Origin of the sequence: Cardinium endosymbiont of Sogatella furcifera (assembly GCF_003351905.1) — a bacterium.
Classification (GTDB): domain Bacteria; phylum Bacteroidota; class Bacteroidia; order Cytophagales; family Amoebophilaceae; genus Cardinium.
Genome location: NZ_CP022339.1, coordinates 756,016 through 767,944, shown reverse-complemented (window position 1 = coordinate 767,944; position 11,929 = coordinate 756,016). Strand labels below are relative to the sequence as shown.

The following is an 11,929-nucleotide window of genomic DNA, read 5'->3' as shown; positions in this document are numbered from 1 at the left end:
TGCCTATAAACCGAGTAGGATGCGTATATAAATAGGATCAGTTATGGAAAAAGTTACCCCAAAAGTAGACCTAGCCTTTAAAAAAATATTTGGTGTAGAAGAAAATAAAGATCTGCTGATTGCCTTGATAAATGCTACGGTTGCACCAGAAGATCAAGTGGCAGATGTGACCTTACTAAATCCCTATAACCCTAAAAATTTTAGAACGGATCGGTTATCTATACTAGATGTAAAAGCCGTAAGTGAAACAGGCAAAAGGTTTAATATAGAGATACAAATCACAGATGAGGCAAATTATGATAAACGGGCCTTATATTACTGGGCGAAGTTGTACACAGATCAATTAAAGGTCTCACAGACCTATGCTACTTTAAACAAAGCCATAGGCATTCATATTCTTAACTTTACTTCTATAACAGATAGTCAGAAATATCATAATGTATTCCATATCACGGAAAAAGAGAGTGGTATGGTCTATTTTTCCGATTTGGAATTGCATACCATAGAGTTGGTGAAGTTCAGTAACGACCCCAAGGAAACACTAGACACTTTATTGCAAAAAATAAAAAGTGCACTCGACATTTGGACCGCTTTTCTGAGCCGTAACGATTTGCTCCATAGAGAGAACTTACCAGGACCATTGGCCAGCAACAGCCTAAAAAAAGCTTTGCATGTCTTAGAGACATTGAATTTTACAGAGGAGGAAAGAATGGCGTATGAAGACCGATTGAAATGGTTAAGAATAGAAGCTGGTACAATAGAAAAAGTTAGAAACGAAGGCATACAAATAGGAAAAGAGCAAGGCATACAAATAGGACAAGAAAAGGAAAAAATAGCCATAGCAGCAGCGATGTTGCAAAAGGGTTACCCCTTGGAAGAGGTTCTGTTGCTGACGGGCCTATCTCATGCGCAGGTTGAACCGCTTGTATAGGGAAGGCAGTTTTCTGCTTACTTTTTTCTTGATAAAAAAGTAAGCAGAAACCAAATATCTGTTGACGTTACTGGTTCATAATGAACTTTATCCCACTTTTTTCTTGATAAAAAAGTGGACAAAAAATCAAGCCCTCGGTAAAAAGTCGCTGCAAGTGACATCTGACAGATGGAAAAACAGTAAGCGCCCACTGCGGGGGCTTGAAAGGAAACTGTTTTTCTTAATGATCTGTCAGATGCCACTTGCTACATCACGACTTTTTACAGGGGCGTTGTTGCTTTTAATGCAAAAAACCAGCGCGTTGAACGCAAGACAAACCATAGCGCCAACTAAGGGTTCATTTTTAGATAGGATGCGAACCAGGGCTTTCTATATAACTACCCTGGCAACAATGTCTCACATCATTGACTTAGTTGACGCTATCGGATGGATGGTCAGTGCTAGATTTATTTTATAGGTCTGAATTATTATTCGAATCGTTATTTACGTTTTTGCTATCCGTATCATCAACTATTTGATCATTTGAATTACCATTCGAATTGTCATTATTGTTTGGGGTATTCTGCAAAGCCTCATTATTGTTTACGTTATTGTTCAAATTAGTATTATTATTTGAATTATTATTATTCACGTCTTGGCTATTCAGATGATCAACTATTTGATTATTTGAATTTGAATTACTATTCAGATTGACAGTATTCAATTTATGTTTACGTGAATATTTACGTGAACTTTGCCGTTTTACATCGCCTCGTGACATTTCTTCATTTGCTTTGGTTTTTTCAACTAGGCTTACTAAGTTTTCATACACATCCTCATGAAGCATACCTTTATTTCGCAAATCAGTCATTTCATCAACAAGCATCTTCCAATCTTCTGGATTAAAATCAGCTTTTATAGCCTTTAAAAAGGATATAAAAAAGCAGATGCGTTTAGAAGCATGAACATGCTTTTCAAACGTATTTATCACAATAAAATTATCCCGCTTTCTACCTTTACTTCCATACATGTAAGAAAATACACTACGACCTTTTAGATCTTTCCTAAAAAATGCATCAAGGAGCCGATTGCTACTACCTTCTAATAAAGAAGGTAATTTGTTATATATATTTTCGTATATAGTCAAACTATCATTTTCTGAAAATTTTCCATAATACGAAAGATTATGCAGTATATTCCTGCCTTTTTTATCTAAATTAAGTAAGTACTCTGGGTTAGTAACCAAGTTAATTAGAAAGGTTACTTTACATACCTCCGCACCTTTTTTTAAATATATTTGTAATTTTGAATTAATAGTCTCGAGACTAGTAGTATCAAGACTAGAAAAGTGATTTAGATTGACTTGGCTATCTGTATTGCTCCCCTCTAATGAGTTTTTCACTCCATATTTCTGTCCCATGGTGCAACCAGCAATGACTTGTAAAGCAAAGGGAACCGCTAGCACAGTAATCCCTTTTACCAATAAATTAGATGATTTCGTTTTTATAGTATGGTTTTGCATATATTATTGTTTTGTAATTGATTGTTCATTATATTATTCGCTTCCTCCTTAAGGGGATGGAAGCTTCGTTTAGTCTTTTGCAAAAATAGGCAATTGTTTTTAACAAATACTAGATTGTACGTCATATTGCACAATTTTAAGGTAGTAGAAGGTTATACATTGGTATGTTAAGACAGCTAGAAAATAGCAGTAGTGGCTAAATTGCCAATAAAATGATTAACTTAGCGCTTGTGTTGCTGGCTCTATGCCCCATACAAACGCATCTTGGAAAGGATGGGCAAGCAGCATATAGATATCTTAAAAATTGAATGAAAAAAGTTGCTTTTCATACCTTGGGTTGCAAATTGAATTTTTCTGAAACCTCGGCGATTGGTCGGTTGTTTACGGAAGCAGGGTTTGTAACGGTAACCTTGGCACAACGGCCGCATGTGTTTGTCTTAAATACTTGCTCGGTAACGGAAAATGCAGACCATAAATGTGCTAAAATGGTTAGGGAAGCGCTAAGGGCTGCGCCAGCAGCTTTTGTGATCGTGATCGGCTGCTATGCCCAACTCAAGCCGAAAGAGATTGCTGCTATACCGGGTGTGGATGCGGTATTCGGTACACATGAGAAGTTTAAACTGCTGGATTGGATTACGGATTGGCATAAAAAACAACCAAACGAATCGGCAACGATACGGGTGGCCCCTATCCAAGAAAAGTTGACCTTCTCCCCTGCTTACTCAATAGGTGACCGCACGAGAACTTTTCTTAAAGTACAGGATGGCTGTAGCTATGCTTGCGCTTTCTGTACGATACCGCTGGCTAGAGGCCCGAGCAGAAGTGCGACGATTGAAGCAGTGGTCGAACAGGCTACAGCGATCCAAGATGTGAAAGAAATCGTCCTGACTGGCGTAAACCTAGGGGATTTTGGTATCATAGATGCGCAACGACAAACTAATTTTTTTGCACTGATTCAAGCTTTGGATGGGGTAGAAAACATTGAACGCTTTCGCATCTCGTCTATTGAACCGAATCTGCTGAGTAAGGAGATTATAGATTTTGTAGCTACCTCTAAACGCTTTGTGCCGCATTTTCATATACCGCTACAATCTGGTTGCGATAAGATCTTAAAGCTGATGCGCCGGCGCTACTTAACGGGGCTCTACGCAGAACGTATCGCACATATAAAAGCACAAATGCCAACTTGCTGCATAGGGGTAGATGTATTGGTGGGCTTTCCAGGGGAAACAGAAGTGGACTTCTTAACAACCTATCAATTTTTAAATGAATTGGCAATTGCTTATATCCATGTGTTTCCTTACTCAGAACGCGCAAACACAAAAGCAGCAGAGATGGCAGGTGTAGTACCGCAACAAGAGCGAGCTAAACGGGCTAGAATGCTGCGGATCCTTTCAGAAAAAAAGCTGAATGACTTTTATCGGCAACACCTGGGCCAAACGGCTACGGTTTTATTTGAATATGGCGGAGATGATGAGGTGATAGAGGGGTTTACAGAAAATTATATTCGTGTCCAACTGCCTTACCAAGCGGAACTGGCAAATAGGCTCTGTAAGGTGCGCCTCAAGGAGATCAATGGGGAGGGCATGGTGGTGCCAGAGTTGTCTAGCTAAAATGATTGTATCTATGCAGCACTGTGACAGAAATTTAATTTTCAGCCTGTTTTAGGTATGAATTTTCAACAGAAACGCTACAAAACATACTTTATAAAAAGTAAAATTATAGTAGGTTATGTGGGATTGTGGGTAAGTTGTTAAACTTATCTATAATCGCTTTTTACAGGGGCATTGTTCTTTTCATATAAACCCCTAGTACGTTGAGTGTACGACAGACACCTATTATTTTAATGGGCGTTTGTTTCCATTGCGTCCATTTAAAGGGCTTATAATCCCATCATGGCGGATAAGTGATTTAACTGAATCCTTATTTTTTCAAAATTTGCAGTTTTTTCAACTTTCCCTCTTCCGTTAGGTTATTGATTACTGTTTCCAGTGCTTGAGGTGCTTTCTTTCCAGTTCCACTGACCATACTGGAGAGATTGCTAATTGTGATCCCTAAGTTTTTCAAAATTTGGAGTTTTTCCAAGGTTTTCTCTTCCATTAGCTTATTGATTACTCTTGCCAATGTTTGAGGTGCTGCATTTCCAGATCCACTGACCATACTGGAGAGATTGCTAATTGTGATCCCTAAGTTTTTCAAAATTTGGAGTTTTTCCAAGGTTTTCTCTTCCATTAGCTTATTGATTACTCTTGCCAATGTTTGAGGTGCTGCATTTCCAGATCCATTTACCATACTGGAGAGATTGCTGATTGTGATCCCTAAATTTTTCAAAATTTGCAATTTTTGCAGGGTTTGCTCTTCCATTAGCTTATTGATTACTCTTGCCAATGTTTGAGGTGCTGCATTTGCAGATCCATTTACCATACTGGAGAGATTACTAATTGTGATCCCTAAATTTTTCAAAATTTGCAATTTTTGCAGGGTTCTCTCTTCCATTAGCTTATTGATTACTATTTCCAATGTTTGAGGTGCTGCCCTTCCAGCTCCATTTACCATGCTGGAGAGATTACTAAGCTTAATATTATTATTAAGTATGTGTTGTAATTTACTTTCTATGGCATATCCCCCGCTAGCGCACTTTATTAAAGTTTTATTCAGCAAAGCGTCGAGCGCATATAGATCAGTACATTGTTGTAAGACACTACTCAAAAAAGTATAGGGCAGCTTTAGTTTATGGAAAGCATCAAGTTTTTCTATTACGCTTTCCGCTAATGGGCTATTTGGATCATGATTTATTTTAAGTTTTAATGACTTAAAATAAATTGTATTGGGTAAACGTTCCAATACGTCTAGGCTGCTTTGTGGATTATATAACCTAATATCATTGTTTACTTCACCCTCTTGTTGCTTTTTTATTTTACTATTTTGGGTAGATCCACTTGAATTGTTAGGAAAATGTAACCGTTTTTGTAACTGATTACCCATTTTTTTCTGCTTACTGAGTACATCTGATGATTGCTGTTCATTTTGTTGCTCTTTATTGGGCGCAGCACCAGGTAGGCATGGACTGCTAGATACTTTACATCTTTTATCTTGTGAAGATTCACCCCAATCTGAAACAGCAGTGAGTGGCTCTATCTTAGGTCTCTTGAGCGATTGCGCATGCTTATTGAATGTTTCTTTATGGATTATTTGTTCCTTGGATAGGAGGGCTTTATATTTTATGTGTGGCTGTATTTTTAGATGAGTGTGGTTACAGCCATATATACATATCAAGATAAATCTATACCAAACTCCAAATAGGGTGCCTAATAGTGTGATCATTTAATTAAAATTATTAAGTGTGTTATAGGTATTGTCTTTCTTAAAAAAGATAAGAGTATATACAAAAATTTTAATTTATGCAATACTATACAAGTGTAAAGCGTTCAGAGGTGTTAGGGAAGTGGTAGGTATTATTCCTATGGGAGGTAGAAAAATACCAAGAGATGCTCTATATATGACTATATTAGCAGGAGCAAAAGGGTGCACTTACTTAAAAAATATCTATGATAGACTAATAGGTAAGGCTAAACCTAAAAAGTGGCAATGGTAGCCTGCATGAGGAAGCTTTTAGAGATGGTACACAAGCTTATACAAAGTAACCGCGCTTTTGTTAATAACCAAAAAAACAAAGAAGAACTTGCATGGTAAGCTAATAGCTTTTTACAGGAGCGTTGTTCTTTTAACGCAAAAAACCAGTATCGTGAACAGGTACAAATGACTTATACCGAATAGGCATGGACTAGATATTTTTCTTTAAAAAAAGGCTGGGTAAAATAGTGCTGCAGGGGATATAGATCTACAACTAAAGGCAAGGGCTCAAAGGGGGCGCCTTTTAAATAGAGTATGCCGTTAGGTAATTTGTTTTTTCTTTCTTTTGCTATTTTGTCTTTTACCCAACTATACAACAAAGGTAGGTTGGTCACGCCCCTGCCGACTATAAAATCATACTGCCCTGTTAAGGTTTCTGCGCGTGCCCAGTCTACTGAAACATTCTTCAGGCCCAGGGTGGCCACAATGGCGGCTACGGCTTCTATCTTTTTTGCGGTCGCATCAACCAAATGAAAATGAACTTCTGGAAAAAGAATGGCCAGAGGAATGCCAGGGAAACCGCCTCCGGTGCCTACATCTAAGATTTTAGTATGGGCTACAAAGGTAGTAACCTGCGCAATGGCTAAGGAGTGTAAGACATGGTGGAAGTAGAGATGGGCGATGTCTTTACGCGAGATAAGGTTCAACTTGCCATTCCAATGGGTATAGATGTCACCCAGACGACCAAAAAGTGTGATTTGAGCGGGTGAAAGCTCAGGGAAATAATGGGATACCACTGTATTCAGTTTTTGGGGTTGATCGATACTTATATCTTTTATTCAGGACAATGGTCAATAAGGAACTTTTATCCTACTTTTTTTGCATCTGCTCACGTTACTGATTAATAATGAATTTTAGTATCTATCCACATTACTGGTTCATAATGAATTTTATTCCACTTTTTTCTTGATAAAAAAGTGGGCAAAAAATCAAGTATCTGTTCACGTTACTGGTTCATAATGAACTTTATTCCACTTTTTTCTTGATAAAAAAGTGGACAAAAAATCAAGCCCTCGGTAAAAAGTCGCTGCAAGTGGCATCTGACAGCTGGAAAAACAGAAAGCGCCCCCTTCGGGGGCTTCAAAGGAAACTGTTTTTCTTAATCATCTGTCAGATAACACTTGCTACACCACGACTTTTTACAGGGGCGTTGTTGCTTTTAATGCAAAAAATCAGTGACTTGAACAGATACCTTTTTTCTTATTTTGGTTCTAACGTGGCCATACAGCTGAATAGATACCCATACTTTAAGCTTATCAATCAGACTGTTTTTGACAGGCTCACAACTTTAGAAAATCATAGCAATAGGGCCAACGGTTTTTCCAATAAGGATTTCAAGGTGGACAAAAACAACGCTCCTACAGCGCCATCTACGACGCGATGGTCGCAAGATAAGGTAACTTGCAACATATGTGCAGGCACAACCTGATGGTCTTGCACAATAGGTAGCTGCTGCACCGCACCCACTGCCAAAATGCAAGCGGCTGGTGGATTGATAATGGCTGAAAAGGATTCGATGCCCAACATACCTAAATTGGAAATGGTAAAGGTAGCCCCTGTTGTGTCTTTAACAGCTAGTTTTTTATCTTGTGCCTGTTTACTGAATAGCTTGACTTCTTTACTAATGGCAACGAGTGGCTTTTGATCTGCAAAACGGACAACGGGCACGAGTAAACCCTCTTCAACGGCAATGGCTACACCTATATGGGCATGGGAATAGGTTCTAATCTTATAGGTGAACCAGGCGGCATTTACTTTTGGATGCTGGACCAACGCTAAGGCAGTGGCTTTAATGATCAGGTCATTGATAGATATTTTTGTAGCCGGATGGTGGTTCAGCTCTGCACGCAACGCCATCACTGGATCCATATGGATGCGGAGGGTTAAGTAAAAATGGGGGATATGGCTTTTGCTTTCTGTCAGCACTTTGGCTATGGTCTGACGCATAGCAGAAACCGGTAGGTCTTGATAGGCGGGCTGCGTGGAATGCCCCTCCATCCAAGCTGAGCCCGAATGATCAGGAACAAATTGGACTATATCCTTTTTCACTACCCGCCCTGCCGAACCAGAACCCTGGATTTGTGTGAGGTCATACCCTTTCTCTTGGGCTAGCTTTTTAGCCAAGGGAGAAGCCAATAAACGATCGGAAGGCAACAGCACATCACCAACAGGGGGTGCCACTGGGCACGCTACCACTGGATCAGAAGAGGGCACGAGACCCGCAACAGTCGCCGTAGAAACAGTAGCGGCCAGCAACGCGCTAATGTCTTCTCCCGATTCCCCTATAATGGCAATAATAGCATTAACCGGTGCCACAGATTTTTCAGCTATATACAGCAAGGTACCATCTTCATACGACTCCAACTCCATAGTAGCTTTATCTGTCTCTACCTCAGCCAATATATCGCCCGCTGCTACCTTATCCCCTACCTGCTTGATCCAACGGCTGATGGTGCCTTGTTGCATGGTATCGCTCATCTTAGGCATCCTAATACACTCTGCCATATGCTTGGAATTAAAATAATTAATATGCCCTAAAAGGAAAGCGGTAGGCTTACTTTTTACTGGATAAAAAGTAAGCCTACCGCTTCCTTTTCCCTAACTTTAAATTTACATATAATTTAGCAACTATATTGCTTGATTGATCGCTTTCTTTACCTTACAGGAGGCAACAACCTATGGTTGATTGGTTCGGCATTCAATTTTACATCTATGTTGGCAACTTTTTTAGCCTTTCTACAACGCGAAGCGTTGATGAGGTCTACGCTTGTAGCGGTCAGTGGGGGGGTAGATTCTGTCGTGCTTGCGCACTTGTTTAAACAGGCCAACCTGCCTTTTGCTATAGCCCATTGCAATTTCAACTTACGTGGCGCAGAGGCAGCGGCTGAAACGGCCTTTGTACAAGCGTTAGCTGCATCGTATCAGGTGCCTTTTTACCGCACACAATTTGAGACTACCGCTTTTGCACGCAACCATAAGGTTTCGATACAAATGGCTGCTAGAAGCTTACGTTACAAGTTTTTTCACCGGTTGCGGCAGCAGCATGGCTGGCATCAACTCGCTACGGCACACCACTGGGACGATGCGGTGGAAACCATCTTATTAAACTTTATCAAAGGGACAGGTATCAAGGGGCTGTATGGTATGCAGCCTATAGATGGCGCCATCATACGCCCTCTGCTTTTTGCTAGAAAACAAGAAATCATAGCTTACGCCAAAGCAGCCAAGCTCCACTGGCATGAAGATAGCTCAAATAGCAGCAACTACTACCAAAGGAATTTTATGCGCAACAAAGTGATCCCTCTTTTGCACCAGCTGAATCCAAGTTTTGAGGCAACCCTGCAAGCAACTGCTACCAAGCTACGGGATATAGGCCACTGCTTTGACGACCATCTGGCGCAGATTAAAAAAGAGATCACTACCTATAAATCGGGCATCCATTACCTAGCCATCCACGCAATCATCCATCAGCCATGGGCAGCTACAGTGGCATTCGAACTATTGCGCCCTTACGGCTTTACCTTTACCCAAATAAAAAAGCTGATCACTGGTCGCATGACCAGTGGCAAACGGATCCATGCAACGGACTATACGCTATATGTAGATAGAAAAGAATGGTTGATAACGAAAAAAAAACCATTGTTACGCCAACAAGCAACGATTGCTGATGCTACAGATGCCATCGCCTATGGCGGTTATAGGTTACACTGTCAGCTCTACGCCAGTGCGGATTATCTGCTTAAAAAAGCAGCCACCATTGCCGCATTGGACTACCACAAGGTGCAATTTCCTCTAACGGTACGTCCATGGCAAGCGGGAGATTGGTTCTATCCCCTTGGCATGCAAGGCGGTAAAAAGGTAAGTGATCTATTGATTGACCTTAAAATCCCTCTAGCGATCAAAGCCCAGGTCTGCGTGGTCACCAGCAATGAGCAAATTGTATGGGTAATTGGCCATCGCATAGATGAACGCTTTAAAGTAGAACAAACTACAAAAATGGTATTTGAAATAGCAATAAGCATTTGAATAAAATTCAACTTTTTAATACGCTTCCTGGCAATATCTATTCGTTAAAACAATAGCACCATACTGCTTACGAACTAAATCATAAATCGAATAAGCAACTAATACCGACTTCCCCGAAAAAGCAATACCGCATTCCACTACTTCTTTAACATGCGGATATTGCACTAGTTCGCTATGATAGGCTTGCGTTTGTATCTGATCTAACGCAAGTCTAGCTGAACTTTCTAGTTCTTCTTCTTTCCGAACCTGCTTAAACTCCAATAGAATCGCTTTTAAACCTTCTTTTTTAGGGATTAATAACAGATCATAACGACCTAACCCACTTTCTCTATTAGACTTTACATAATGGGTTATACGCAAACTTGCTAACATCGCTAAGACAAAACCATGATAAAAGCCTTCTGATTTTCTAGAAAACTGTGTGTCAAAACAACTAACACTTTGGCGTAAAAAAAAGCTTAGTTCTTGAACAAAAAGAGCAACTGATCCAACTACTAAATGTTCTAAAAAAGCGTTATAAGCACCTCGATTAACAAATTTACTACTCAACCATTCTTTAAAGAATCTATTATAGAGTCTATGTATTTCATGATTGGGAATCTCAACTACACAATCATATAGATCACTATCTAAACTTAGGTTACTTGTTTGAAAGGTTAAATAACCAGCAAATAAGAGCAAACTCCATAAAGCAGTTTCGTCTCTATCCAATAAATCGAAAGCAAGGTGTTTGTCTACAGGAACCGTTAAAGCCTCTCCTTGCATCAATTGTTCAAATTGCGCTTTAAGACTATCGTTAGAGGAAAAAATCAACTGCTTGATTAAATCATTATTACCGGTATTCACCCAATAGAGATCACAACGACCCTCCTCGCTCAAACAATAAATAATAGACCATGGATTATACATGACTAAGTCTCCTACCCGATAACCATTATACCAGCTTTTTACTGCATGCATACAAGTAGAAAGATTTTGTTGGGTAAATAAATCCTGAACCTCTACTTCACTCAAACCAAAGTGGCTGCTATAACCTTGGTCTAAAAGGGTATACGTTTTTAGATTATTTAACCCAGATAGCATACTATCCTTAGAAACACGTAATATGCCTGTTAATACACCTCTTTCTAGCGTAGCATTATCTTTTAAAGCAGCGCTAAATAGGTTGCGCATAAATGCGACCATAGCGTCTAAGTATTCCTTATTACCATAAGCTTTATTGAGTGGTGTATCGTATTCATCTATTAGAATATAGACCTTTTTACCATGGTGTTGGTAGAGGCATTGACTAAGAAGTTCTAAGGAAGATTCTAGTTTTTGTTGATTGGCTTGTCTTTTTCGAATAACATATAACTGCTCTACCTGTAGTTCATTAATTTTATCACTACTGAATAAATAAGGATACGCACTATAAACCTTTAATATCAACTCATATACCGCATTATAAGCTCCTTGAAAACTATCTGAATTTACATCCTTAAAGCTTAGCATAATGACAGGGTACTTGCCTTGATGTTCCCTAATGTACCTACCATCTTCTAGCCTACCTATTTCTAAATCATCAAATAAACCTGCTGTACGTATACCATTCACTTCTGAGGCAAAAAAATGCTGCAACATAGAGATATTCAGCGTCTTGCCCCAACGGCGAGGACGGGTAATTAACGTAACCTTATCTCCTTTGCTTAAAAACTCACCAAGCATAGCTGTTTTATCGCAAAATAGATAATCGCCTTGTATTAACTCTTGAAAGTTACTAACACCAATGGGTAATTTACGCTTATTCATATGAGATTACTTGAGTCAACTTTAGCTTTTATCAAGAAAAAAAATAAAAT

At 39.4% G+C, this 11,929-nt stretch carries 9 protein-coding genes; 4 read left to right on the top strand and 5 right to left on the bottom strand.

Annotated features, from left to right (window positions below; translation table 11 throughout):
• Positions 1-43: 43 nt before the first annotated feature.
• The gene (locus CE557_RS03345; RefSeq protein ID WP_114910189.1) at positions 44-931 is read left to right on the top strand and encodes an Rpn family recombination-promoting nuclease/putative transposase; all 888 of its coding nucleotides are present in this window, start codon (positions 44-46) and stop codon (positions 929-931) included.
• 223 nt (positions 932-1,154) lie between these two features.
• Positions 1,155-1,388 (top strand): hypothetical protein, encoded by a 234-nt coding sequence (locus CE557_RS05040; RefSeq protein ID WP_162789985.1) that lies wholly within the window; start codon positions 1,155-1,157, stop codon positions 1,386-1,388.
• Here CE557_RS05040 and CE557_RS03335 read toward each other — a convergent pair.
• Positions 1,383-2,432 carry a hypothetical protein gene (locus CE557_RS03335; protein WP_114910187.1) on the bottom strand — a complete coding sequence of 350 codons (1,050 nt, stop codon included), beginning with the start codon at positions 2,430-2,432 and terminating at the stop codon, positions 1,383-1,385. The genes CE557_RS05040 and CE557_RS03335 overlap by 6 nt on opposite strands.
• 308 nt (positions 2,433-2,740) lie before the next feature.
• Between CE557_RS03335 and mtaB the strand changes: the two genes are divergently transcribed.
• Positions 2,741-4,045 carry a tRNA (N(6)-L-threonylcarbamoyladenosine(37)-C(2))-methylthiotransferase MtaB gene (mtaB, locus tag CE557_RS03330; RefSeq protein WP_114910186.1) on the top strand — a complete coding sequence of 435 codons (1,305 nt, stop codon included), beginning with the start codon at positions 2,741-2,743 and terminating at the stop codon, positions 4,043-4,045.
• 310 nt (positions 4,046-4,355) lie between these two features.
• Here mtaB and CE557_RS03325 read toward each other — a convergent pair whose 3' ends face one another.
• From CE557_RS03325 to CE557_RS03310, 3 genes are all read right to left on the bottom strand, one after another.
• The gene (locus tag CE557_RS03325; protein ID WP_114910185.1) at positions 4,356-5,756 is read right to left on the bottom strand and encodes a hypothetical protein; all 1,401 of its coding nucleotides are present in this window, start codon (positions 5,754-5,756) and stop codon (positions 4,356-4,358) included.
• Between the two features lie 440 nt (positions 5,757-6,196).
• A complete protein-coding gene (gene rsmG / locus CE557_RS03315) occupies positions 6,197-6,802 on the bottom strand; it encodes a 16S rRNA (guanine(527)-N(7))-methyltransferase RsmG (protein WP_317048456.1) in 606 nt (201 codons plus the stop codon).
• 559 nt (positions 6,803-7,361) lie between these two features.
• A complete protein-coding gene (locus tag CE557_RS03310; protein WP_114910182.1) occupies positions 7,362-8,570 on the bottom strand; it encodes a dihydrolipoamide acetyltransferase family protein in 1,209 nt (402 codons plus the stop codon).
• Between the two features lie 132 nt (positions 8,571-8,702).
• Here CE557_RS03310 and tilS point away from each other — a divergent pair, with 132 nt between their 5' ends.
• Complete coding sequence (tilS, locus tag CE557_RS03305; protein ID WP_114910181.1) at positions 8,703-10,091, top strand: tRNA lysidine(34) synthetase TilS; 1,389 nt, start codon at positions 8,703-8,705, stop codon at positions 10,089-10,091.
• A 15-nt stretch (positions 10,092-10,106) separates the two neighbouring features.
• Here the strand turns inward: tilS and CE557_RS03300 are convergent, their stop codons facing one another.
• On the bottom strand, positions 10,107-11,879 hold the full coding sequence (locus CE557_RS03300) for an AAA family ATPase (protein ID WP_114910180.1): 1,773 nt from the start codon (positions 11,877-11,879) through the stop codon (positions 10,107-10,109).
• Positions 11,880-11,929 lie beyond the last annotated feature (50 nt).

What these genes read in the sequence shown, in the direction of transcription:
- CE557_RS03310 (WP_114910182.1), bottom strand. Translation starts at nt 8,570, where the DNA reads ATGGCAGAGTGTATTAGGATGCCTAAGATGAGCGATACCATGCAACAA.
- CE557_RS05040 (WP_162789985.1), top strand. Translation starts at nt 1,155, where the DNA reads ATGATCTGTCAGATGCCACTTGCTACATCACGACTTTTTACAGGGGCG.
- CE557_RS03345 (WP_114910189.1), top strand. Translation starts at nt 44, where the DNA reads ATGGAAAAAGTTACCCCAAAAGTAGACCTAGCCTTTAAAAAAATATTT.
- mtaB (WP_114910186.1), top strand. Translation starts at nt 2,741, where the DNA reads ATGAAAAAAGTTGCTTTTCATACCTTGGGTTGCAAATTGAATTTTTCT.
- CE557_RS03300 (WP_114910180.1), bottom strand. Translation starts at nt 11,879, where the DNA reads ATGAATAAGCGTAAATTACCCATTGGTGTTAGTAACTTTCAAGAGTTA.
- CE557_RS03325 (WP_114910185.1), bottom strand. Translation starts at nt 5,756, where the DNA reads ATGATCACACTATTAGGCACCCTATTTGGAGTTTGGTATAGATTTATC.
- CE557_RS03335 (WP_114910187.1), bottom strand. Translation starts at nt 2,432, where the DNA reads ATGCAAAACCATACTATAAAAACGAAATCATCTAATTTATTGGTAAAA.